The sequence below is a fragment of the Pseudomonas sp. T1.Ur genome (genome assembly GCF_023516725.1).
Classification (GTDB): Bacteria; Pseudomonadota; Gammaproteobacteria; order Pseudomonadales; family Pseudomonadaceae; genus Aquipseudomonas; species Aquipseudomonas alvandae.
Map to the genome: position 1 here is coordinate 4,394,010 of NZ_JAMGSN010000001.1, position 23,641 is coordinate 4,417,650.

At 62.3% G+C, this 23,641-nt stretch carries 17 protein-coding genes; 12 read left to right on the forward strand and 5 right to left on the reverse strand.

Going from position 1 to position 23,641, the window contains the following annotated elements; all coding sequences use genetic code 11:
• The first annotated feature begins 17 nt into the window (after window positions 1-17).
• The 10 genes from M8Q45_RS19540 (at window position 18) to M8Q45_RS19585 (ending at window position 13,768) form a co-directional block, all read left to right on the forward strand.
• Window positions 18-1,187, forward strand: a complete 1,170-nt coding sequence (locus M8Q45_RS19540; protein ID WP_181286503.1) for an alginate biosynthesis protein Alg44 — start codon at window positions 18-20, stop codon at window positions 1,185-1,187.
• Between the two features lie 15 nt (window positions 1,188-1,202).
• Window positions 1,203-2,708, forward strand: a complete 1,506-nt coding sequence (algK, locus tag M8Q45_RS19545) for an alginate biosynthesis TPR repeat lipoprotein AlgK (protein ID WP_502940362.1) — start codon at window positions 1,203-1,205, stop codon at window positions 2,706-2,708.
• Between the two features lie 5 nt (window positions 2,709-2,713).
• A complete protein-coding gene (locus M8Q45_RS19550) occupies window positions 2,714-4,198 on the forward strand; it encodes an alginate export family protein (RefSeq protein ID WP_249877360.1) in 1,485 nt (494 codons plus the stop codon).
• 26 nt (window positions 4,199-4,224) lie between these two features.
• On the forward strand, window positions 4,225-5,817 hold the full coding sequence (algG, locus tag M8Q45_RS19555) for a mannuronan 5-epimerase AlgG (RefSeq protein ID WP_249876043.1): 1,593 nt from the start codon (window positions 4,225-4,227) through the stop codon (window positions 5,815-5,817).
• 12 nt (window positions 5,818-5,829) lie between these two features.
• Window positions 5,830-7,281 (forward strand): alginate O-acetyltransferase, encoded by a 1,452-nt coding sequence (locus M8Q45_RS19560; protein WP_249876044.1) that lies wholly within the window; start codon window positions 5,830-5,832, stop codon window positions 7,279-7,281.
• An 11-nt stretch (window positions 7,282-7,292) separates the two neighbouring features.
• A complete protein-coding gene (locus M8Q45_RS19565; protein ID WP_283939060.1) occupies window positions 7,293-8,429 on the forward strand; it encodes a mannuronate-specific alginate lyase in 1,137 nt (378 codons plus the stop codon).
• A gap of 222 nt (window positions 8,430-8,651) precedes the next feature.
• Window positions 8,652-10,217 carry an MBOAT family O-acyltransferase gene (locus M8Q45_RS19570; RefSeq protein WP_249876045.1) on the forward strand — a complete coding sequence of 522 codons (1,566 nt, stop codon included), beginning with the start codon at window positions 8,652-8,654 and terminating at the stop codon, window positions 10,215-10,217.
• 11 nt (window positions 10,218-10,228) lie between these two features.
• The gene (locus M8Q45_RS19575; protein ID WP_249876046.1) at window positions 10,229-11,404 is read left to right on the forward strand and encodes an alginate O-acetyltransferase; all 1,176 of its coding nucleotides are present in this window, start codon (window positions 10,229-10,231) and stop codon (window positions 11,402-11,404) included.
• A 14-nt stretch (window positions 11,405-11,418) separates the two neighbouring features.
• The gene (locus M8Q45_RS19580; protein WP_249876047.1) at window positions 11,419-12,084 is read left to right on the forward strand and encodes an alginate O-acetyltransferase AlgF; all 666 of its coding nucleotides are present in this window, start codon (window positions 11,419-11,421) and stop codon (window positions 12,082-12,084) included.
• 232 nt (window positions 12,085-12,316) lie between these two features.
• Entirely contained in the window at window positions 12,317-13,768 is a 1,452-nt protein-coding gene (locus tag M8Q45_RS19585) for a mannose-1-phosphate guanylyltransferase/mannose-6-phosphate isomerase (RefSeq protein ID WP_249876048.1), read from the forward strand.
• A gap of 201 nt (window positions 13,769-13,969) precedes the next feature.
• On the opposite strand, the gene M8Q45_RS19590 is transcribed toward M8Q45_RS19585, so the two are convergent.
• A complete protein-coding gene (locus M8Q45_RS19590) occupies window positions 13,970-16,714 on the reverse strand; it encodes an RHS repeat domain-containing protein (protein ID WP_249876049.1) in 2,745 nt (914 codons plus the stop codon).
• Window positions 16,715-16,947: 233 nt separating this feature from the next.
• Between M8Q45_RS19590 and M8Q45_RS19595 the strand changes: the two genes are divergently transcribed.
• Window positions 16,948-17,412: a multidrug transporter gene (locus M8Q45_RS19595; RefSeq protein WP_249876050.1), complete on the forward strand. Its 465-nt coding sequence runs from the start codon at window positions 16,948-16,950 to the stop codon at window positions 17,410-17,412.
• Between the two features lie 31 nt (window positions 17,413-17,443).
• A complete protein-coding gene (locus M8Q45_RS19600; RefSeq protein ID WP_249876051.1) occupies window positions 17,444-18,268 on the forward strand; it encodes an SDR family oxidoreductase in 825 nt (274 codons plus the stop codon).
• Between the two features lie 194 nt (window positions 18,269-18,462).
• Here the strand turns inward: M8Q45_RS19600 and M8Q45_RS19605 are convergent, their stop codons facing one another.
• Genes M8Q45_RS19605 through M8Q45_RS19620 form a run of 4 tightly spaced genes read right to left on the reverse strand, consistent with a single transcriptional unit; the run spans window position 18,463 to window position 23,358 of the window.
• The gene (locus M8Q45_RS19605; RefSeq protein ID WP_249876052.1) at window positions 18,463-19,326 is read right to left on the reverse strand and encodes an efflux RND transporter periplasmic adaptor subunit; all 864 of its coding nucleotides are present in this window, start codon (window positions 19,324-19,326) and stop codon (window positions 18,463-18,465) included.
• A 10-nt stretch (window positions 19,327-19,336) separates the two neighbouring features.
• Entirely contained in the window at window positions 19,337-19,537 is a 201-nt protein-coding gene (locus M8Q45_RS19610) for a DUF1656 domain-containing protein (RefSeq protein WP_249876053.1), read from the reverse strand.
• Window positions 19,527-21,707, reverse strand: coding sequence for an FUSC family protein (locus M8Q45_RS19615; protein ID WP_249876054.1), 2,181 nt, complete (start codon window positions 21,705-21,707; stop codon window positions 19,527-19,529). The genes M8Q45_RS19610 and M8Q45_RS19615 overlap by 11 nt, the downstream gene beginning before the upstream one ends.
• A 10-nt stretch (window positions 21,708-21,717) precedes the next feature.
• Complete coding sequence (locus M8Q45_RS19620) at window positions 21,718-23,358, reverse strand: efflux transporter outer membrane subunit (RefSeq protein ID WP_249876055.1); 1,641 nt, start codon at window positions 23,356-23,358, stop codon at window positions 21,718-21,720.
• Window positions 23,359-23,641 lie beyond the last annotated feature (283 nt).

The window sequence follows — 23,641 nt, forward strand, 5'->3', positions numbered from 1 at the left end:
ACTAGGAAATCGCCCCTATGAACACCGCCGTGAATGTCAACGTAGTGCATGAATCCGAAGCCCAACGCCAACACGCCCGGGTCAAAATCCCGGCCAAGTTGCGTTTCTTCGGCCCTGACCGTACGCCCATGGAAGTCAAGGTCCTGGACCTGTCGGCCGGGGGCCTGTGCTTCAACGCCGGCCAACTGCCGCTCAAGGTTGGCGAGACCTACAAGGCTCGCCTGCAGTTCGTGATCGACAACCTCGGCCTGGCCATGGACGTCGAATTGCAGATCCGTTCCTACGACCGCCAGACCGGCCGCACCGGCTGCCAGTTCCAGAACCTGGAGCCGCGGGACATCTCGACACTGCGTCACATCATCACCTCGCACCTGGCCGGCGACATCGTCGGCGTCGGCGATGTGCTGGCGACCCTGCAGCGCGACAACTTCACCAAGGCCCGCAAGCAGAAAGATGACAATGGCGGCATGACTGCCTTCGGTCGCCTGCGTGCCGTGACCTTCAGCCTGGGTGTGTTCGTTGTCGGCCTGGCGGCGTTCGGTTTCATCTTCAAGTCGGTGTACGGCATGTACTTCGTCAGCCATGCCCAGGCTGGCATCGTCAACGTACCGGGCATGGCGATCACCATGCCGCGCGACGGCACCGTGCAGAGCCTCGTCAAGGCCGACGGCGTAGCCGCCAAGGGCGCCCCGCTGGCGACCTTCAGCACCAGCATGCTCGACGTGCTCAAGGGTCACCTGGACGACAACCAACTGCAGCCAGCCAAGGTCGAGGAATTGTTCGGCAAGCAGATGACCGGCACCCTGACGTCGCCATGCGATTGCATCGTCACCCAGCAACTGGTTTCCAACGGCCAGTACGCGAGCAAGGGTGACGTGATCTTCCAACTGGTCCCACGCGGCACCGAGGCCAACGTCGAGGCACGCTTCTCCTATCGCCAGTTCGGCGACGTGCGTCCAGGTACTCCGGTCAGCTTCCAGGTGGCCGGCGAAGACACCACCCGCACCGGCAAGATTGTCAGCAGCACCAGCCTGAAAAGCGCCGACCTGTCCTCCGATATCCGTGTGCTGATCCAACCTGACGAAGCCCTCGACAGCGCGCTGGCCGGCCGTCCGGTGGAAGTCGTCAGCGACCGTGGCCCGAACCTGGGCTGGCTGATCGACAAAGCCATGGCCGTCGGTCTTTAAGTCGAGGATATGCCCGTGATCACTCCACAAAACAACAATGCACCGCGTTCCCTGTGGGAGCGAGCTTGCTCGCGATGGGATCGACGCGGACTGTCTGGTACTCCGAGCGGCCTGCATCGCGAGCAAGCTCGCTCCCACACAGGCTATGCGTTGTGTGCCCTGGCATTGGCCGTCAGCCTGGCCGGTTGCGCCGGCCTGCCCGACCAGCGCCTGGCCAACGAAGCCCTCAAGCGCGGCGACACGGCGTTGGCACAGCAAAACTACCAACGGCTGGCAGACCTGGGCTACAGCGAAGCCCAGGTCGGCCTCGCCGATATCCAGGTGGACAGCCGTGACCCCGAGCAGATGCGCAAGGCCGAGGCGACCTACCGCGCCGCCGCCGACATCTCGCCACGCGCCCAGGCTCGCCTGGGGCGCCTGCTGGTGGCCAAGCCTGGTTCCACCGAGGCTGAAAAACACGAAGCCGAAGGCCTGTTGAAGAAAGCCTTCGCCAACGGGGAAGGCAACACGCTGATTCCGCTGGCGATGCTGTACCTGCAATATCCCCACAGCTTCCCGAACGTCAACGCCCAGCAGCAGATCAGCCAATGGCGCAGCGCCGGCTATCCGGAAGCGGGCCTGGCGCAGATCCTGCTCTATCGCACTCAGGGCACGTACGACCAGCACCTGGACGAAGTGGAGAAGGTCTGCAAGGCCGCGCTGGCGACCACCGACATCTGCTACGTCGAACTGGCAACGGTCTATCAGAAACGCGGCCAGCCGGAACAGCAGGCCGAGTTGCTCAAGCAAATGCAAGCCGGTCATGCCCGTGGCGTCGTTTCCGCCCAGCGCATAGACAGCGTCGCCCGCGTCCTGGCCGATCCAAGCCTGGGCAAGACTGACGAGAAAACCGCCCAGTCGCTGCTCGAAGGCATTGCCCCCGGCTACCCCGCCGCCTGGGTCAGCCTGGCGCAACTGCTCTACGACTTCCCGGAACTGGGTGACGTCGACAAGATGATGCAATACCTGGAAAACGGCCGCGCCGCCGACCAGCCTCGTGCCGAGCTGTTGCTGGGCAAGCTGTACTACGAAGGCAAGTGGGTGCCGGCCGACGCCAAGGTCGCCGAGGCGCATTTCCAGAAAGCCGTTGGCCGCGAAGTGGCCGCCGATTACTACCTTGGCCAGATCTATCGCCGTGGTTACCTGGGCCAGGTGTACTCGCAAAAAGCCCTGGACCACCTGCTCAAGGCCGCCCGCAACGGCCAGAACAGCGCCGACTACGCCATTGCCCAGCTGTTTTCCCAGGGCAAGGGCACCAAGCCCAACCCGGTCAACGCCTATGTGTTCAGCCAGTTGGCCAAGGCGCAAAACACCCCGCAAGCGACCGAGCTTGCCCAGACCCTCGAAGCACAATTACCGCCGGAACAACTTGCACAAGCGCAACGCCTGCTACAACAAGAGCAGGCCATTCGCGGCGCAATGAGCCCCGATACGCTTGAACTGCAAGCCCTAAAAGAAGATGACGGCGAGGAACCTCTATGAAGCTTTTGAAGCTCAATCCTTTTGTGCAGGCTGGTATTGGCCTGTCGTGTGCCCTGCTGTGGTCCTGCCCGACCCTGGCGGCGTTGACCGAAAGCAAGAATTTCGGCCTGGAAGTGAAGATCACCGGCCAGTCTGAAGACGACCGCGACCTGGGCACCCAGCGCGGTGGCGACGTCAACGGTATCGGCCTGGACCTGCGCCCTTGGGTCTATGGCGAAAGCGGTGACTGGAGCGCCTACGCCATGGCCCAGGCCGTGACGTCCACCGACATCATCGAGACCGACACCCTGCAACAGTCCGATGGCGCCACGCAGGAAACCGACAGCGGCGACCGCGAGGCCAAGAAAAGCTACCTGGCCATGCGCGAATTCTGGATTGGCTACAGCGGGCTGACCGCCTACCCAGGCGAACAATTGAAATTCGGCCGCCAGCGCCTGCGCAACGATGACGGCCAATGGCGCGACACCAACATCGAAGCCCTGAACTGGACCTTCGACACCACCTTGCTGCGGGCCAACCTCGGCGTGGCCGAGCGTTTCAGCGAATACCGCACCGACCTCAAGGAATTGTCTCCAAAGGACAAGGACCGCCTGCACGTCTATGGCGACGTCGGCTACCAGTGGATGCCAGGCCAGTGGGCCGGTATCCGTGCCCACCACAGCCACGACAGCGGCAGCCTCGACTACCCGACCCCGGGCGAGCCCACCGACACCCTGGACAAGACCCAGAACGGTGACCTGACCTGGCTGGGCCTGGAGGCCAACAGCGACGCCTATAACTGGCGCAACACCAACACCGTCAACTATTGGGCAAGCCTCACCGGCATGACCGGCGACCGCGACACCGTCAACCCGCTGAACGCCGACGGCACGCGTCCGGCGCAAGCCAAGCACAGTGACGACGTCGACGGCTGGGCCACCGACCTGGGTATCCGCCTGCGCCTGGACCCGCAATGGCAAGTCGGTGCGGCCTATGCCCGCGCCAGCGAGGACTACGAACAGAACGGCCTGCAAAGCAACCGCTCGAACTTCACCGGCACCCGTTCGCGCGTGCACCGTTTCGGCGAAGCGTTCCGTGGCGAAATGGCCAACACCCAGAGCGCCAGCCTGTTCGGCTCCTGGCAACTGCGTGACGAATACGACGCAAGCCTTGTGTACCACAAGTTCTGGCGCGTGGACGGCAACAAGCCGGTGGGCAGCAACGGCATCAACGCCGTGGAAAACAACACCGACGACGTGACCGGCGCGATCCTGTCCACCTCGACCCTGCCGCTGCGTGATGGCGACAAGGACTTGGGCCAGGAAGTCGACCTGGTCGTCACCAAGTACTTCAAGCAAGGCCTGCTGCCGGCCGCGCTGAGTCAGTCCATTGACGAGCCGTCGGCGCTGGTGCGCTTTCGTGGCGGCGTGTTCAAGCCAGGCGACGCCTACGGCAAAGAGGTCGATTCGTACATGCATCGCGCCTTTGTCGACGTGATCTGGCGCTTCTGATGCGAATGGCCATGGGAGTGCCCGAAATGAACCGCTACCTCAGGAACAGCCAGGCGATGAAAGGTTCGATCAGCCTGTTGGTCGCGGCGATGCTGCTGGCCGGCTCGCCGGCGTTCGCCAACGTTGAACCGGTGGTCAAGCCGGGCAACGTGGCCAAGGAACTGCAACAAGCCAAGACCTACACCGTCAGCAGCGCGCCGACCGAACCGCTGGAACTGGCCGCGCCGACCCTGCCCGACCTCAAAGGCTATACGGCCGAAGCGGTCGCGGCCAAGATCGTGCGCGGCAAGCCCGGCAAGATCAGCGTGCGCCGGATGATGCAGGAAAACGCCTTGAAGGACTTCATCGGCGGCGACAACAAGATGGCCGAGTGGGTGGTGCGCCAGCACGGCATCCCACAGGCCATCTTCATCGACGATGGCTACATGAACCTCAAGGACCTGGTCAAGAAGGTGCCCAAGCAGTACCTCAGCGAAACCTCGCCAGGCGTATTCCTGGCCAGGATTCCGATTGTGGTCGGCGAAAAAGGCATCCTTGAGATCGACAAGCAAACCCAGGAATTGCGCCTGTCCCAGGAGGGCGGCGCGTTCCTGATCAACGATGGCCGGATGTTCATCCGCGACACCAAGGTCACCGGCTGGCGCGAAAAGGAAAACGGCCCTGCGACGTTCCGTTCACCCAAGGAATTCCGTCCGTTCCTGCTGTCCTGGGGCGGCACCGAGACCTACATTGTCAATACCAAGATGGCCAGTTTTGGCTACGCCAACAGTAAGTCGTACGGGGTGAGTATTTCCCAGTACACGCCGAACATGGCCAAGGTCCTCAAGCGCAAGGAACCGACCGGCTGGATCATCGGTTCCGAGTTCTCGGACATGTGGTACGGCTTCTACTGCTACGAAACCAACGACTTCGTGGTCAAGGGCAATACCTACAAGGACAACATCGTCTACGGCATCGACCCCCACGACCGTTCCCATCGGCTGATCATTGCCGACAACACCGTCTACGGGACCAAGAAGAAGCACGGGATCATTATTTCCCGTGAGGTCAACGACAGCTTCATTTTCAACAACCGCAGCTACGACAACAAACTCTCGGGCCTGGTGATCGACCGTAACAGCGTGAACAACCTGATCGCCTACAACGAGATCTACAAGAACCACACCGACGGCATCACGCTTTATGAGAGTGGTGACAACCTGCTGTGGGGCAACAAAGTGATCAGCAACCGCCGCCACGGCATCCGGATTCGTAACAGCGTGAACATCCGCCTCTACGAAAACGTGTCCATGGCCAACGGCCTGACCGGTCTCTACGGCCACATCAAGGACCTGTCCGACACCGACCGGGACATCAAGCTCGACCCGTTCGATACCGAAGTGTCGCTGATCGTGGTCGGTGGCGAACTGGCCGCCAATGGCAGCGGCCCGCTGTCCATCGACTCGCCCCTGAGCGTCGAGCTGTACCGCGTGTCCATGCTCGCGCCGACCAAATCCAGCGGCATCAGCTTCACGGGAATCCTTGGCGAGCGCCAGGATGAAATTCTCGACCTGCTGGTGCGCCAGCAGAAAGCCGTGCTGATCGACCCTGTCGAACGCCAGACCGAAATGCGGGACTGAGGAATGACCTTTATGAACCCACAGATGATCAAACTTCTGGGCCTGTCCGCCCTGACTGCCGGCATTCTCGCCGCCGCAAGCGGCGCTCGCGCCGATGAAATCAAGGCACCGAGCTTTACCGCCGAACCGTGCTGCAACCTGTGCCCGGCGGCCCACGACGCGAAGAATTACGTCTCACGCTACCAGCAGAACTTCACCACGCTGGTACAAGCCCAGGGCGATTGGCTGTTCCGTACCCAGGAAGACCTGCGTACCGAGTTCAACACCACGCCGGCCGGCTACAAGCGCATGCAGCAACTGCACGATGCGTTCAAGAAAAAAGGCGTCGAGCTGGTGATCGTCTACCAGCCGACCCGTGGCCTGGTGAACCGCAACAAGCTCAACCCGCAGGAAAAGGCTGCCTTCGACTACGAGAAAGCCCTGACCAACTACAAGTCCATGCTCGGCCGTTTCGCGCAGATGGGTTACGTGGTGCCGGACCTGTCGCCGCTGACCAACGAAAACCTGCCCGAAACCCTGCCGGCCCACGACTTCTACTTCCGCGGCGACCAGCACTGGACACCGTACGGTGCCCAGCGCACGGCGAAGATCGTGGCCGAGAAGGTCAAGCAGATCCCGGCCTTCGCCGACATTCCCAAGCGTGAATTCGAGACCAAGAAGTCCGGCCGCATGGGCAAGACCGGCACCCTGCACAACATGGCTGGACAGCTGTGCGGCACCAGCTACGCGATCCAGTACATGGACCAGTTCACCACCGAGCCCAAGGGCGAGGCAGGCGACGGCGACCTGTTCGGCGATTCCGGCAACCCGCAGATCACCCTCGTGGGCACCAGTCACAGCGGCAAGAACTACAACTTTGCCGGTTTCCTGGAAGAAGCCATCGGCGCCGACATCCTCAACGTGGCCTTCCCGGGCGGCGGTTTCGAGGGCGCGATGATCCAGTACCTGGGCAGCGAAGAATTCCAGAAGAATCCACCGAAGATTCTCATCTGGGAATTCTCGCCGCTGTATCGCCTGGACCAGGAAACCATCTACCGCCAGATGATGGCGCTGCTGGACAACAACGGTTGCGAAGGCAAGCCGGCCCTCATGAGCAGCAAGACCGCGCTCAAGCCGGGCAAGAACGAATTGATGGTCAATAGCAAGAACATGGATCTGCGTAACGGCAGCCACCAGGTCGACATCCAATTCGCCGACACGTCGGTGAAAACCTTGCAAGCCACCCTCTGGTACATGAATGGGCGCCACGAGGACATCAAGATCGAAAAACCGAACACCTCCGAAACCGACGGGCGTTTCGCCTTCCAGTTGCGCACCGACGAGGACTGGGCTTCCCAGAACTTGCTGGCTCTAGAGGTACAAGGGCCTGAAGCCGGTGCCGCACCGCTGCAAGTGGAAGCGAAAGTCTGCAAACGCAACGCATCTCCGCAAGCCGAGCAACAAACGGCTCAAATCGGACAATGAGGTCTCGTCTCATGACCAGAACCATGCGCACCCGAACGTTGAAAACGCTCCTGGCGCCGTCACTGCTGACCCTGGCGATGTTCGCCGGGGCCACGCAGGCCGCGGCCCCGCTGCGCCCGCCACAGGGTTACTTCGCACCGATCGAGAAGGTCAAGGCCGGCGAAGCGGCCAAAGGTTGCGACGCCACGCCGACGCCCTACACCGGTTCCCTGCAATTTCGCAGCAAGTACGAGGGCTCCGACAAGGCCCGCTCGACGTTGAACGTGCAGTCGGAAAAAGCGTTTCGCGACAGCACCGCCGACATCACCAAGATCGAGCGTGGGGTCAGCAAGCAAGTCATGCAGTTCATGCGTGACGGCCGCCCCGAGCAGCTGGAATGCACGCTGAACTGGCTGACCGCCTGGGCCAAGGCCGATGCGTTGATGTCCAAGGACTTCAACCACACCGGCAAGTCCATGCGCAAATGGGCCTTGGGTAGCATGGCTTCGGCCTATGTCCGCCTGAAGTTCTCCGAGTCGCGCCCGCTGGCAAACCATCAGGACCAGGCGCAATTGATCGAAGCCTGGTTCAGCAAGATGGCCGACCAGGTGGTCAGCGACTGGGACAACCTGCCGCTGGACAAGACCAACAACCACTCGTACTGGGCCGCCTGGTCGGTGATGGCGACCTCCGTGGCGACCAACCGTCGCGACCTGTTCGACTGGGCCGTCAAGGAATACAAGGTCGGCGTCAACCAGGTCGATGCCGAGGGGTACCTGCCCAACGAGCTCAAGCGCAAGCAACGCGCCCTGTCCTACCACAACTATGCCCTGCCGCCGCTGGCAATGATCGCCAGCTTCGCCCAGGTCAATGGCGTGGACCTGCGCCAGGAAAACAACGGTGCCCTGAAACGACTGGGTGACCGGGTGCTGGCCGGGGTGAAAGACCCGGACATCTTCGAAGAGAAGAATGGCGAAGAACAGGACATGAAGGATCTGAAGATCGATTCGAAATTCGCCTGGCTCGAACCGTTCTGCAGCCTCTACACCTGCTCCGAAGACGTGCTGGAACGCAAGCACGAAATGCAACCGTTCAAGACCTTCCGCCTCGGCGGCGACTTGACCCGGGTGTATGACCCTTCGCGGGAGAAAGGCGAAAAAGGAAGCTGACACCGTTCTCCCTGCCTGAAAGGGAACCCTGTGGGAGCGAGCTTGCTCGCGATGACGGCGGCACATGCGACTGCGATGCAAGCTGATCCACTGCTATCGCGAGCAAGCTCGCTCCCACAAGGGAAAGTGGTCTGTTTCAAATGTAATAACCCCCCCGGTTTCCATGGGGGGGTTTGGGGGGGCTCTGGCCCTTGACTGTTGATTCAACAAGGAGAGATCGGGATGGTATTTTCATCCAATGTGTTCCTGTTCCTGTTCTTGCCGATCTTTCTCGGCTTGTACTACCTGAGCGGGCAACGCTATCGCAACCTGCTGCTGCTCATCGCCAGCTATGTGTTCTATGCCTGGTGGCGAGTGGATTTCCTCGCCCTGTTCGCCGCAGTCACCCTGTGGAACTACTGGATCGGCCTGAAGGTCGGTGCCGCCGGCGTGCGCACCAAACCGGCCCAGCGCTGGCTGTTGCTCGGCGTGGCCGTGGACTTGTGCATCCTGGGCTACTTCAAGTACGCCAACTTCGGCGTGGACAGCCTCAACGCGATCATGACCAGCTTCGGTCTCGAGCCGTTCATCCTGACCCACGTGCTGTTGCCGATCGGTATCTCGTTCTACATCTTCGAGTCCATCAGCTACATCATCGACGTGTATCGCGGTGATACCCCGGCCACCCGCAACCTGATCGACTTCGCGGCGTTCGTGGCGATCTTCCCGCACCTGATCGCCGGTCCCGTGCTGCGTTTCCGCGACCTGGCCGACCAGTTCAACAACCGCACCCACACCCTGGACAAGTTCTCCGAAGGCTGCACGCGGTTCATGCAGGGCTTCATCAAGAAAGTCTTCATCGCCGACACCCTGGCGGTGGTGGCCGACCATTGCTTCGCCCTGCAGAACCCGACCACCGGCGATGCCTGGCTCGGCGCCCTGGCGTACACCGCGCAGCTGTACTTCGACTTCTCCGGCTACAGCGACATGGCCATCGGCCTGGGCCTGATGATGGGTTTCCGCTTCATGGAAAACTTCAAGCAGCCCTACATCAGCCAGTCGATCACCGAGTTCTGGCGCCGCTGGCACATCAGCCTGTCGACCTGGCTGCGCGACTACCTCTACATCACCTTGGGCGGTAACCGCAAAGGCACGCTGATGACCTATCGCAACCTGTTCCTGACCATGCTGCTCGGTGGTCTGTGGCACGGCGCGAACTTCACCTACATCATCTGGGGCGCCTGGCACGGTATCTGGCTGGCCATCGAAAAAGCGGTGGGCATCAACACCACGCCGCGCAGCATCAACCCGATCCGCTGGGCACTGACCTTCCTGCTGGTGGTGATGGGCTGGGTGATCTTCCGCGCCGAGAACCTGCACGTGGCCGGTCGCATGTACGGCGCCATGTTCAGCTTCGGCGACTGGTCGCTGTCGGAACTGACCCGCGCCAACCTCACCGGCCTGCAGATCGCCACGCTGGTGGTGGCCTACGTCACCCTCGCCTTCTTCGGCCTGCGCGACTTCTACACCAACCGTCCGCCAGTCAAGACCAAGCCTGAGGTGAACACCGAAGCCAACGGCCCGGCCACCGCGCAACCGGGGATGATCAAGGCCGTACCGGGCGACAACCCGTCGACCATCCACGAACCTGGCTACACCGTCGGCGTCGAGGCCCAGGTGCAACCGGCCTACTGGACCGTGGACTGGTCGCGCTACGTGATGCGCGCCCTGGTATTGCTGTTGTTCATCGCCTCGATTCTCAAACTGTCGGCGCAAAGCTTCTCGCCGTTCCTTTACTTCCAGTTCTGAGGGATCCGGACATGACCCGCTCATTACGCATCTTCTACGTCGTGCTGTTCATGCTGATTTTGACAGCACTGGGTATTTGGTCGATGCGCAGCTTCCTAGGCTTCAGCACCAACCCCGATGCGACCGTGCTCAACGGTCGCTGGGCCAAAGCCGTGGAAACGCACTACGACGACGAATTCCCGATCAAGCGCCTGGGCACCAACATCTGGGCGGCGCTGGACTACAAGCTGTTCAACGAAGGCCGCAAAGGCGTGGTCCTGGGCCGCGACCAGTGGCTGTACAGCGACGAAGAGTTCAACCCGATCGTCAACGAAGACCAGAACCTGCAAGGCAACTACGCGCTGATCGAAGGCGTGCGCCAGAAGCTCAAGGAACAAGGCATCACCCTGGTCATGGCGATCGTGCCGGCCAAGGCGCGCCTGTACCCCGAGCACCTGGGTGAAGTGAAGCCGTCGAGCATCCACGCCAACCTCTACCAGGATTTCCATGCCCGCGTGGCCACGGACAAGATCCTTGCCCCTGACCTGCTCGGCCCGCTGCAACAGGCCAAGCAGAGCGGCCAGCAAGTGTTCCTGCGCACCGACACCCACTGGACGCCTGAAGGCGCACAAATTGCCGCGGAACATCTGGCCAAGGCCATTGCCGAACGCACACCACTGAATGGCGAACCACAGCGTTTCGTCACCGAGCCTGCGGAGAAAATCATCCACAAGGGCGACCTGCGTCAGTTCCTGCCGCTCGATCCCCTGTTCGAAAACCTGATGCCGGCCCAGGAACCATTGGTCAAGCGCAACACCCGCGAAGCCGATGACCAGCCGGCTGGCGATGACGCGCTGTTCGCCGATGCCCAGGTGCCCGTGGCCCTGATCGGTACCAGCTACAGCGCCAACCCCAACTGGAACTTCGTCGGCGCACTCAAGCAAGCCCTGCACAGCGATGTCGTCAACTATGCCGAAGACGGCCACGGCCCGATTCTGCCGATGCTTAGCTACCTCAAGAGCGACGCCTTCAAGAACAGCCCGCCACAGGTGCTGATCTGGGAGTTTCCAGAACGTTATCTGCCCGTGAACAACGAGATCGGCGACGCCGATCCGCAGTGGGTCGCCGAACTCAAGCAGGCCGGCGCCCGCCAACAGAACGTAGCTGCTAACACACAATCCGAGACGCCCGATCGGGCGCAAAACTGAAAGAGAGGTCCACCATGACTTTCAACACTACTCCTCGCCGTCTCGCTGCTCGCTCCTTCAAGGCCGTTGCCCTGGTCGCCAGCATGAGCGCCCTTTCCTTGTCCGCCTTCGCCGGTGACTCGGCCCTGTACGGCCCGGTCGCGCCAAAAGGTTCCAGCTTCGTGCGGATCTACAACGCCAGCAACGCCGAAGTCAGCGCCACCGTCGGCAGCACCAACATCAGCGACGTGGCCCCGTTGGCCAGCAGCGACTTCAGCTTCATGCCTGGCGGCGACTACAGCGCCAAGGTGGGCAGCCAGACCGTACCGGTTAAACTGGCCTCCGATCACTATTACACCCTGGTCAACAACGCCAGCGGCCAGCCACAACTGATCGAAGAACCACCGTTCAAGAACAAGCAGAAATCCCTGGTACGCGTACAGAACCTCACCGACAAGGCGCTGACCCTCAAGACGGCCGACGGCAAGACCGAAGTGGTTCCGAACGTAGCGGCCAAGGGTCGTGGCGAGCGTGAAATCAATCCGGTGAAAGTGTCCCTGGCCCTGTTCGAAGGCGACAAGAAAGTCGGCGACCTCAAGCCCGTGGCCCTGGAGCGCGGCGAAGCGGCCGTGCTGTACGTGACGGGTTCGGGTAGCAACCTGTCGCCAGTGTGGGTGAAACGCCCTGTGTCGACCCGCTGATAAGTTTTCCTGAAGGCTGAGCGCCTGTTTGGGTAGGAACTGCCGCAGGCTGCGATCTTTTGATCTTGATCTTTCGCTAGGGATTCAAGTGTTAGGGGAAAGATCGCAGCCTCGCTGCACTCGTCAGCTCCTACAGCAAGAGTCAGCCATTCGGGTACGGAACAACAACAAGAGAGTGAAACGACAGAACGCAGTAGCTCTAAAACCATTTCGCTTCAAAGGAGTAACAAACATGATTCCGGTGATCTTGTCAGGTGGTAGTGGCTCACGTCTTTGGCCGCTTTCGCGCAAGCAATTCCCTAAACAGTTCCTGGCCCTGACCGGCGAACACACCCTGTTCCAACAGACCCTCGAGCGCCTGGTGTTCGAAGGCATGGACACGCCGATCGTGGTCTGCAACAAAGAGCACCGCTTCATCGTCAACGAGCAGCTGTCGGCCCAGAACCTGGAAGCCCAGCGCATCCTGATGGAACCGTTCGGTCGCAACACTGCGCCAGCGGTGGCCCTGACCGCGATGATGCTGGTCAACGAAGGCCGCGACGAACTGATGCTGGTACTGCCAGCCGACCACGTCATCGAAGACCAGAAAGCCCTGCAACGCGCACTGGCCCTGGCCACCGTGGCGGCCGAGCGTGGCGAAATGGTGCTGTTCGGCGTACCGGCCACCAAGCCGGAAACCGGCTATGGCTACATCAAGTCGACCAACGACGTCCTGCTGCCTGAAGGCGTGAGCCGCGTGTCGCACTTCGTCGAAAAACCCGACGTCAAGCGCGCCACCGAGTTCGTCGAAGCCGGCGGTTACTTCTGGAACAGCGGCATGTTCCTGTTCCGCGCCAGCCGCTTCCTCGAAGAGCTGAAAAAACACGATCCGGACATCTACGACACCTGCCTGCTGACCCTGGAGCGCAGCGAGCAGACCAACGACACCATCACTTTCGACGAAGCCACTTTCGCCTGCTGCCCGGACAACTCCATCGACTACGCCGTGATGGAAAAAACCCAGCGCGCCTGCGTGGTGCCGCTGTCGGCCGGCTGGAGCGACGTCGGTTGCTGGGCATCGCTGTGGGAAGTCAACGCCAAGGACACCAACGGCAACGTCACCAAGGGCGACGTGGTGATCCAGGACAGCCGCAACTGCATGATCCACGGCAACGGCAAGCTGGTGTCGGTAATCGGCCTGGACAACATCGTCGTGGTCGAGACGAAGGACGCCATGATGATCGCCCACAAGGACAAGGTCCAAGGCGTCAAGCAACTGGTCAACACCCTCAACGCCCAAGGCCGCACCGAAACCCAGAACCACTGCGAGGTCTATCGTCCGTGGGGTTCCTATGACTCGGTGGACATGGGCGGTCGTTTCCAGGTCAAGCACATCTCGGTCAAGCCGGGCGCGTGCCTGTCGCTGCAGATGCACCACCACCGCGCCGAACACTGGATCGTGGTCAGCGGCACCGCCGAAGTGACTTGCGACGAGAACGTGTTCCTGCTCACTGAAAACCAGTCGACCTACATCCCGATCGCGTCGGTCCACCGCCTGCGCAACCCGGGCAAGATCCCGCTGGAAATCATCGAAGTGCAGTCCGGTAGCTACCTGGGCGAAGACGACATCGAGCGCTTCGAGGATATCTATGGACGCTCGACCCCGATCGAACGCGGCGTGTCGGTGAAGACCATCGCGCAGTAACGATCAGTAGCAACGATCAGTCGAACAAGAAGCCCCCATCCAGCCCACTGCGTCCCCTATCCGCAGCGGGTTGGGTGGGGGCTTTTTTGAGGGTTCCATCACTTCGTCCTGTTGGCCTTCGGAACTCAACGCATGACCGTACTCTTTCGATGCCGAGCACGCCCCGTTTCTTCCTCAGCGTCGGCGTGTCTCGTTGCCGACTTATCGCCGGAGCCTCGAGCGAATCCTGCTCAGTAGCCCCGGGTTAAGCGCAGGTTTCAGCACCCTGCCATCCCAGAGACTTCGCACCTTGTGCCGGTCAGCGTGAACGGCCGGCTTCAACTTGACCACCGTCACCCCGGCATCGGCAGGCCCCGGGCGGATCGTGTGTATCTTCGTCACTTGGAGCAGCGTGAGCGGCGGGATCAATACATGGTCGGCCAGGAAATCCGTGGCGGCCACTTTCTTGCGCACCTGCCTGTCGAACACCAGCAGTACGCGTTGCTGGCCCGGTGTTGCGTCCGGCCTGCGGTCTGTCCAGGTTTCCAGCCATTGGATCGCGCTGTGTGGTATCACGCTGGCGGACATGAAAGCTGCGTCGACCACCGTGCTTCCGACCTTGATGTGTTTGCCAAAAGTCTCCGCCGGCCCCCGTGCCGCACGGTAGGCGAAACCAAAGTAATCAGGCTGTCGCTCCACCTCAGCCCGCATTTGCCTCACGGCCATTGCGGTTTGCCTCAGATCCGCCACGTTCCTTTCGATCGGCACACCCCGTAGGTAGCTGTTGAGGTGATCCGACACCCCGTCCCCGCCTTCCGCATACTCGCCGATGCCGGGAGGAGCGTCCGCGCGCCATTGCAGGCTCTCGAGTCGCGCAAGAAACAGTTGACCTTCCCAGCCCTGATACGCACGGAGCCCGTTGACGCTTGGGCGTTTATAAATCTCGATCATGGCGCGAAATCCATCTGAACGACGGTTGAACGGCCAGCCCGTCAGTCCGTCCCGGTCAAGGCGGGTGATGGGGTTGTTCTGTACGAACCCATACCGATTCAACCCGTCGACATCGCCCGCCGGATCCGGACTCAACCATCGCTGCCATCCCGGTATGTAATACCGAAGCGCATAGCAATAAAGCCCCGTCGCATCGCGTTCCTTGCCTGAATAACGGTGGATTCGATAGCTCTGGGCAGGCGAGTCGCCTCGCTCGATTGCCGCTGTCGTTCCGAAGGGGTGATAGGTCTCGCGGCTGATCACCCGCCCCAGGCTGTCCAGCTCCAGGCAAGAGGATTGCAGATGGTCGGCCCGGCAGTAGCGCCAGGCATGGCTGGGCATGCCCTTGGGTGGCTGATCTTCCCAGTGCAGCACCTGAACCGTGCCGTGGCCGGTATTGATGGTCATGATTTGCAAGCGCTCGCCGGTGGCGCTGTTCATGCGCAGCTCCAATCCCGGCAGATAGCAAACCTCTGCTCTCAAGACACGGGGACCGACCTGTACCTCGCTGATCTTGCGCACACGGATCCCGTCGGCGTCGTAGACATAACGCTCGCGATCGTCAGCGCCGCCTTTACGCGACGCCACCACCGCTTCCTGCAATTGATTGCGCACGTTCCAGGTCAGCACCTGCCCTGGCTGCAGTTGCAACAAATTACCGTTGGCGTCGAAGCCGTCGCGCAGGTTCTCCTGCGTGGGGACATGATCGCCACGCGTCGCCAGGCATCGATTGCTCGCTGACGACGCGACCAGCCGACGACCGTGGTCCTGGCCCCCCTGATGAAGCAGATCCAACAGGTTGCCGCTGTGGTCATAGTGATAGATCTGCCGGTAACGGGAGCGCGCCCGAGGGTCGTCGGGACGGGCCGGCCCCTGGCTGGACGTGCCGGTCTCCCAACCTGTGGCTTCGATCAACCGGCCAAGCGTGTCGTAACGATAACGACTGACCGGTTCGATCGCCTGATTGGCGAAGTAATGGATCGGTCGAGCCCGATCCTCGATGCTCGACACATTGCCCACCGGATCGTAGCGATAGCGCAGGTCCTGAAGGAGGCCGACAGTCGAGTGCCAGGAGCGCATTTGCACAAGACGGGCGTCTTCAGGGCGATAGACGCGGACACTGCGGACGCCGTTGCCGGCGCGCTCGGATATCAATTCGCCGCATGCGTCATAGACGCATTCATCCATTACCGTCTGACGCGTGCCTTGCCTGGGCGTCAGCTCGATGCGCCGCAGCCGACCATCGAGCCCGTAACTCAAGCCCTGGCGATTGCCCCGGGCGTCGAGTTGCCCAATAACATCCCCCACGGCATTGCGCCGCCAGCGAGTGGCGAATACCTGATCTTCCAGCAGCACGCGGCGTTGCGTAGCCATTGCCGGCCAGTCTGCCCTCTCCACCTCGCGCCGAAACCGGCGACTCTGCAAGGTGACCTGGCCCAACAGGTCATAACGCGCGAACACTAGTTTGCCGGCCGGATCGGCGTGATGAACCAGCCTGCCGCAGCGATTGCGCGCCCTGTGATCGGCCGAGTCGCCCCCATAACCCAATCGTTCGACGCAGCGCAACGCCGGTTCTCCCGCGTCCTTTTCATACACGGCGACCGGACGCAGCAGCCGGTCGTATTCGCGCTGCCGATGGGCACCGCGACCGTCCCAGTCATCGAGCCGCTGGCCGGACGCGCCCCACAAGACCACTCGCCAACCGGCATCCGCGCTGTCAGTGCGCAGGGACTGGCCGGACAGGCTGTGGACGCCGCACTGAGCGGGACCGGTATCGCGCCGGCCGCGATGCAACTGGAACAAGCGCGGATCCCACTGCTCGAGCAGCAGGCCGGAAGGGCCGAACGTCTGGCGGTGGATATGCGCATCGGGCTCGACCCCCGCCGACGCGCGATGATAGGCGACGTTGCGAATGACCAGGCCCCGTGGATCGGTGGCGGTGAGGGTAGGCGTATATTGATGCAGAGAGGACAGCATTGAAGTGGGTGAGCCCGGCAAACATGAATGATCTGCAAAGCATAGTGTCCATGCCGGACCTGTCACTGGCGCTCAGGCAGGGTTTTGTAACCAGATCTGGCCAAGGCCCTGCGGACCGTCGATGGGCGCGACCGCTCCCGGATCGCCCGGACGGCCCCGGGTGTCCCTGACGACGAATATCCATCTTCCACCTCTGTGGGTAGGATGTAGCGACGACAACGGAGGTTTCACGCATGCTTATCGGCGCCCTGCTGGTCATCACCTGGCTCATCCTGCTGTTGCGCTACCCGGCCAAGGCCTTGCCAATTTCCCTGGCGGCATTCGTCGGGCTGGGGCTGGTGGCGGCGTGGGTGCTCTGGGAAGAGACCCGCGAGACCCGGCAACTGGCTCGCCTGGACCTGCACATCGCCTACGCCCCCGAACAGTGTCCCGCGGACCGACCGCTGCTGTTGAAAATCCACAATGGCAACGATGTACCGCTGACGGAGCTGCGCTGGCGAATCGCAGCTTATGCGCCCGGCGACACCCTCAACCTCGCCGACAACCTCTACAGTTCACCGCGCTATCGCGGCCCCGGCGACTTGCAGCCCGGCGCCGATTGGCAGGACTGCTTGCCGATCCCGCCATTGCGCCCCGGCTATCGCCCGCAGACCCTGGAGTTTCGCGCCGAGCGATTGCAGGGTAGTTTCTCCAACTGATCAATGTCCCCTTTTGCCTAAGGAATGCGCCATGCCCGTTGTGTTGATTACCGGATGTTCCAGCGGCATCGGCCGTGCCCTCGCCGAGGCCTTCAAGGTGGCGGGTTATCAGGTCTGGGCCAGTGCGCGCAAGCCCGAGGACGTGGCGCAGCTCAGCGCCGCCGGGTTCACCGCCGTGCAACTGGACGTCAATGACGGCGAGGCGCTGGAGCAATTGGGCGAACGGATCAATCAACAACATGGCGGCCTCGATGTGCTGGTCAACAACGCCGGTTATGGCGCCATGGGCCCGCTGTTGGACGGCGGCGTGCCGGCCATGCAGCGCCAGTTCGAGACGAACGTGTTCGCCATCGTCGGCGTGACCCGCGCGCTCTTTCCCGTACTGCGCCGGGCCAGGGGATTGGTGGTGAATATCGGCAGCGTGTCCGGCGTACTGGTCACGCCATTTGCCGGCGCCTACTGCGCCTCCAAGGCTGCGGTGCATGCCTTGAGCGATGCGCTGCGCATGGAGCTGGCACCGTTCGGCATTCGGGTGATGGAGGTCCAGCCCGGCGCCATCGCCTCAAGCTTCGCCAAGAATGCAGGGCATGAAGCCGAGCAACTCATCAGCGAACAATCGCCCTGGTGGCCCCTGCGTGACGGCATTCGCGCCCGCGCCAAGGCCTCCCAGGACAACCCGACCCCGGCCAGCGAATTCGCCGCCGCGCTGCTCAAAGCCGTACGGCAACCCAAGCCAGCCCGCCTGTTGCGCCTGGGCAACGGCAGCCGGGCGTTGCCGTTGATGGCCGGCCTGCTGCCCAAGGGATTGCTGGAGAAAGGTTTGATGAAGCGGTTTGGGTTGGGTCGGTTACTGTAACCATTCCGGTTTTATTTGCCGTTGTGGCGAAGGAGCTTGCTCCCGCTCGGCTGCGCGTAGGAGCTGTCGAGCGAAGCGAGGCTGCGATCTTGTCCCAGGCAATTGAGGCGCAAGCGAAAGATAAAGATCAAAAGATCGCAGGCTTCGCCAGCTCCTACGGGGCCCGGCGAGAGTGAGTCCCTCGCCACAGGGGATTAGCGGTGATTGCGGGGTTCTACCACCACCGTACAGGTCATCCCCGCCGCCAGCAGTACATCGTCCGGCACTTCGTCCAGGTGAATGCGCACCGGTACCCGCTGCGCCAGGCGAACCCAGTTGAAGGTCGGGTTCACGTCGGCGATCAATTCGCGGCTCTCGGGGTTGTCACGGTCGTAGATCCCTCGGGAAATGCTTTCGACATGCCCCTTGAGCACCTCGCCGCTCATCAGCTGCAACTGCGCGGAATCACCCATCCGCACCTTGGGCAACTTGGTTTCTTCGAAGAAGCCGTAGACCCAGAACGAATTCATGTCCACCACGGCCATTTTTGCCTCGCCGATCCGCGCGTAGTCGCCACGGTGCACGTTGAGGTTGGTGACGTAACCGTCTACCGCCGCGCGAACCTCGGTGCGAGCCAGGTTCAGCTCGGCCGCCTCCAGTTGCGCCTGGGCCTGCTGGTAGTCGGCCAGCGCCGAGTCGGCGATGTTGCTGGCGTCGTCACGGTTTTCCCGGGAAATCACCAAGCTGTCGAGGTCGGCGCGTCGGTGGGCATTGACCTTGCGCATTTCCCAGGTGGCCTTGCGCGACGCCACCAGGGAGCGTGCCTGTTTCACCGCGATGCGGTAATGCTCGGGATCGATGCGCATCAGCAGGTCGCCCTTTTTCACCAACTGGTTGTCGCGCACCGGCACCTCGACCACTTCGCCACTGACGTCGGCGGCGACATTGATGATGTCGGCCCGCACCCGCCCATCGCGGGTCCAGGGCGTGTTCATGTAATGCACCCACAGCGTACGGCCGATCCACAGTGCCAAGGCCAGCACCAGCAGCGTCGCCAGCAGGCTGAAAAACTTTTTCATCGCATCGATCTCAACGGTAGACCGTCAGCGCCAGCGCGCCGAACAGGCAGGTGAACAGGCTCAGGCGCAGCAGCGCCGGGTGCCAGAAAAAACGGTACAGATCCAACCCCGAGAGGAAACGGTCCAACGTCCAGGCCAGGCCGGCGGCGATGAAGAACATCAGGGTCATGGTGGGCATGTAAACGCCGTGGAAGGCGACTTCACGGGGCATGTTCAAGTTCCTGGGGAGGCGGCGCGGTGTAAGCCGCCAAGGGCGATTGCGGGTCGAGCAGCGAGGTCCGGATGAAATGCAGGTAGCTTTTCACCCGACGCAGGGCCGAGGTGTCGAAGTGCGGGGCGAACGGTTCGTCGGTGGCCTGCACGCGGCCAATGGCGTGATCCACCGCCACGAGTGCGCGCTCCAGATTGCTCTGGCTCGGTTGGCGGAACAGCCGCACCAGCGCGCGTCCCATCACTCGGATCGCCTGGCGCCATGGCTGGCTTTCGGCATAGGCCGGATGCACCGGCAGCGTCGCCTGCTCCTTGCGCAACTCGATGATCGCGTGGCCGACTTCCAGCACCACGAACATCCAGCGCAACAAATTCCGTTGCACCTGAGGTTGGCCCGCCGCCAGCCCGTAGGCCTGGTGCAGCAAGTCCCGGCTGCGGCTCTCGAAACCCGAGGCCAAGCCCTTGAGCTTGCCGCTGATGGCGAACACCACTTGTTCGCGCAGGTCCTGTTCGAGCCGGCGCCACATCCAGCGGCTGTTGGGCGGCAGGATGATCGCGCCAGCGGCGGCACACACCAGCATGCCAAGGATCATTGCGATGTAATCGTTGATGAAGGTGTAGGGGTTATAAACCGCCAGGTTGTCCGGCACGGAACCGGTGCTGAAAAAAATCAGCAGCCCCAACCCGACCCCGGCGTGCTGCGGTCGAGAACCGAGGAAAGCGCCCAGCATGATCACCGGCGCCAACATCACGCAGAGCAAGGGGAAACCGTCGATCAGGGGAAAGACGAAAAACATCTCGACGAAGCCAACCAGCGCCCCGAACAACGTGCCGCAGGCCATCTGGAACGCCATGCGCTTGGGGTTCGGCGTAGCCGCGGACAGCCCGACGGTGGCGGCGGCGATCATCGTCATGGTCGCGCCACTCGGCCAGGCCGTGGCGACCCAATAGCTGCCCAGCACCAGCAGGATGAAGGCGGCGCGAAAACCGGAAGCGGCTGCCGCCAAGCCGTTGGTCTGCGACACGAACGGCTCATCCCAACGTTCCCGTTCATGGCGATGCTCGGCCAGGGAAGCATGGGTCTGGGCGTAGCCATGCAGGTCTTCGACAAAGCGATACAGCAGCTCATAAGCGGTGTGGAAATCCAGTTGCTGCGCGTCACTGGGATCCGTCTTCTGGAATTGCGCACGCAATCGGCGCACCTGGGCTGGCAAGTCGGCCTTGTAATCAGCCAGCGCCGCTGCCAGGCGTGCCGCATCGGCATCGGTCAAGGCCCTTGCGCTGAAGCCATCCAACAGCTCGGCCAAGGTGTGCAAGCCGGGCCTGATGGCGCTTACCACCGAGTCCGCCGCGCCGGTGCGCAACCGTTCGAGCAATTGGTGCAAGGCGTTGAAACGCGTGGTCAGGCTCATGAACTCGCTGTTCAAGCGACTGAGCCGACCGTTGCGCCGGCGCATGTGCGGGTCTTCGAACACGGTCACGCTGCGCAGGCCTTCCAGCCCCACCGCCTCGGCGATGAAACCAACGTTGCGCGCCTCGAATATCTCGGGTTGGCTGCGCCCGCGCAAGCCATCGGTGACGAACAGGGCGAACACACCAAAGCGCTGATAGAGCGCGTTGCGCATGGCGGCACTGGCGGTTTGCGGCAGGATCGCGGCGCTGACGGCGGTGGCACAGAGGATCCCCAGGGAGATTTCCAATACGCGCCAGACCGCCGCCATGAAGGCGCCTTCCGGATGGGCCAGGGCCGGCAGGCCGATCATCGCCGCGGTGTAGCCGGCCAGCACGAAACCATAGGCGCGGAAATTGCGATAACGCGCCGCGCCCGCCGAGCAAATGCCAACCCAGATCGCCAGGCAGCCGAGGAACAGCTCGGTGTTCTGGGCGAACAAGGCGATCAACGCAACCATCACCGCCGAGCCGGCCAAGGTGCCGAGCAGACGGTAGAAACTCTTGGCGAAAACCTGGCCACTCTGGGGCTGCATGACGATGAATACGGTGATCATCGCCGTGCGTGGCTGGGGCAATTCCAGGCGCATCGCCAGCCACAACGTCAGGAAAGCGGCCAGCAAGACCTTGAAGATATAGACCCAGGTCACGCCGTCGCTGCGGGCCCAGTCGAAGAAACCACGGCGCCATTCGAGGCGACGGAGCCAGAGTAAACAGGTCACGGGAGGATACTCAGCATCGTGGCGAGGGAGCTTGCTCCCGCTGGGCTCTGTAGGAGCTGGCGAAGCCTGCGATCTTTTGATCTTTATCTTTCGCTTGCGACTCAATTGCCTGGAACAAGATCGCAGCCTCGCTTCGCTCGACAGCTCCTACAGGGTCCAGCGGGAGCAAGCTCCCTCGCCACGGGACAGCGCGTGCCACAGGCATGTCGCTGCCCGCCTCCAGCCCGCCACCCAGCGCCGTTACGAGATCGGCATGGGCACTCAGGCGCGCCGCCTCCACGTGTTGTTGCACCTGTTGTTGCTTGAACAACAGGCTCTGGGCGTTGAGCACATTGAGGTAGTCGGTGAGCCCGCGCTGGAACGCGACCATCGCAATGTCGTAGGTGCGCTGGGCGGCGGCGACGGACTCGGCGGCGAAAACCTGTTGTTTGTCCATCGACTCGCGGCGAATCAACTGGTCGGAAATGCTCTTGAGCGCGCTCACCAACGTCTGGTTGTAATGCGCCACGGCGATGTCGTAACCCGCGGCCGCCTCGCCCAACTGCGAGCGCAGGCGTCCGCCATCGAAGATCGGCAGCGAGATCGCCGGGCCGACGTTGTAGGTGAGTTTCTTGCCGGTCAGGAACTCCAGCGCCCCGCCGCCGGTGGCCATGTAGCCCAGGCTGCCCACCAGGTCGACGTTGGGATAGAAACCGGCCCGGGCGACATCGATGCCCCGGGCCTGGGCCGCCACCTGCCAACGTCCGGCCACGACATCCGGGCGCTGGCCGAGCAGTTCGGCGGGCAACGCGGACGGCAATTTCAATGGGGCTCCCAACACCAGGGTGGGACGTTGCAGGCCCGCGCCGTCGCCCGGCCCCCTGCCCGCCAGCGCGGCCAGTTGGTTGCGGCTCAAGGCAATCGCTTCGTCGAGGGCGTCGAGCTGACGATGGGTTTCGGGTAGCGGCGCCTGGGCCTGGCTGACCTCGAAGTGGGTGCCGATGCCACCGTCCAGGCGTTTCTGCGCCAGTTCGAGAATCTGCGCCTGCTGACGGAGCGTCGCGGCAACAATATCGCGCTGGGCGTAGTGCAGCGAAAACTGGATATAGGCGTGCACGATGTTGTTCTGCAACTCCAACTGTGCCTGCCGCGCCTCGGCAACGCTGACGTGGGCCAGGTCGACAACCTGCTCGCTGGCGTTGCGCTCGCGCCCCCACAGGTCCAGGGCGTAGCTCAGGCCCAGGCCGGCGTTGTTGTCCCAGGTGGTGGTATTGGCCAACTCGCCCGGGCCGTAGAACTGATCGGTCGGCCAGTTGTGGCGCTTGAGCGTCGACTCGCCATTGATCTGCACCGACTCGGCCGCCTCGGCGACACCGGCCATGGCCCTGGCCTGACGCACCCGGGCGGCGGCGACCGCCAGGCTCGGGCTGTCTTGCACGGCCTGCTCGATCCAGCGATCGAGTTGCGGGTCGCCATAGGCTTTCCACCACTGGCGAGTCGGCCAGTGGGCGTCGCGGGCGGCCTCGCGAATCGCTTCGTCGGTTGCCAATTGGTTGGGCGACAATGCCTCGCCTTGCGGTGCAATCCCCCCCGTGCCGATGCAACCGCTGATGGTCAACGTCAAAACCCAAACACTGAGAGTCTTCAACTCTCTGCTGATGCAACGCGGCACTGGCGCTAACTTCCTGAAAAATAAAGGGCATGACGACGGTCTGCGGATGACGGCAAACCTGTGGGAGCGAGCTTGCTCGCGATGGCGTCCTGGCATTCACCTCACGTGTCGTCAGTGAAGGCCTCATCGCGAGCAAGCTCGCTCCCACAGGTCCTCTGAAGCCAGACCGATCCTGCAGTGGCAGCAATTCTAGGGACCGACCCCAACGGCGATAAGCCGACCTTTCTGCGAATCTTTGTTACCGTAAACGCGATAATCCATTAGTCGGGGTCCCGTAGCGCTG

Excerpts from the sequence above, each read along its gene's own strand:
- M8Q45_RS19565 (WP_283939060.1), top strand. The coding sequence starts at position 7,293 with ATGACCAGAACCATGCGCACCCGAACGTTGAAAACGCTCCTGGCGCCG.
- algG (WP_249876043.1), top strand. The coding sequence starts at position 4,225 with ATGAACCGCTACCTCAGGAACAGCCAGGCGATGAAAGGTTCGATCAGC.
- M8Q45_RS19540 (WP_181286503.1), top strand. The coding sequence starts at position 18 with ATGAACACCGCCGTGAATGTCAACGTAGTGCATGAATCCGAAGCCCAA.
- M8Q45_RS19560 (WP_249876044.1), top strand. The coding sequence starts at position 5,830 with ATGAACCCACAGATGATCAAACTTCTGGGCCTGTCCGCCCTGACTGCC.
- M8Q45_RS19580 (WP_249876047.1), top strand. The coding sequence starts at position 11,419 with ATGACTTTCAACACTACTCCTCGCCGTCTCGCTGCTCGCTCCTTCAAG.
- M8Q45_RS19595 (WP_249876050.1), top strand. The coding sequence starts at position 16,948 with ATGCTTATCGGCGCCCTGCTGGTCATCACCTGGCTCATCCTGCTGTTG.
- M8Q45_RS19590 (WP_249876049.1), bottom strand. The coding sequence starts at position 16,714 with ATGCTGTCCTCTCTGCATCAATATACGCCTACCCTCACCGCCACCGAT.
- M8Q45_RS19605 (WP_249876052.1), bottom strand. The coding sequence starts at position 19,326 with ATGAAAAAGTTTTTCAGCCTGCTGGCGACGCTGCTGGTGCTGGCCTTG.
- M8Q45_RS19585 (WP_249876048.1), top strand. The coding sequence starts at position 12,317 with ATGATTCCGGTGATCTTGTCAGGTGGTAGTGGCTCACGTCTTTGGCCG.
- M8Q45_RS19600 (WP_249876051.1), top strand. The coding sequence starts at position 17,444 with ATGCCCGTTGTGTTGATTACCGGATGTTCCAGCGGCATCGGCCGTGCC.
- M8Q45_RS19570 (WP_249876045.1), top strand. The coding sequence starts at position 8,652 with ATGGTATTTTCATCCAATGTGTTCCTGTTCCTGTTCTTGCCGATCTTT.
- M8Q45_RS19575 (WP_249876046.1), top strand. The coding sequence starts at position 10,229 with ATGACCCGCTCATTACGCATCTTCTACGTCGTGCTGTTCATGCTGATT.
- M8Q45_RS19610 (WP_249876053.1), bottom strand. The coding sequence starts at position 19,537 with ATGCCCCGTGAAGTCGCCTTCCACGGCGTTTACATGCCCACCATGACC.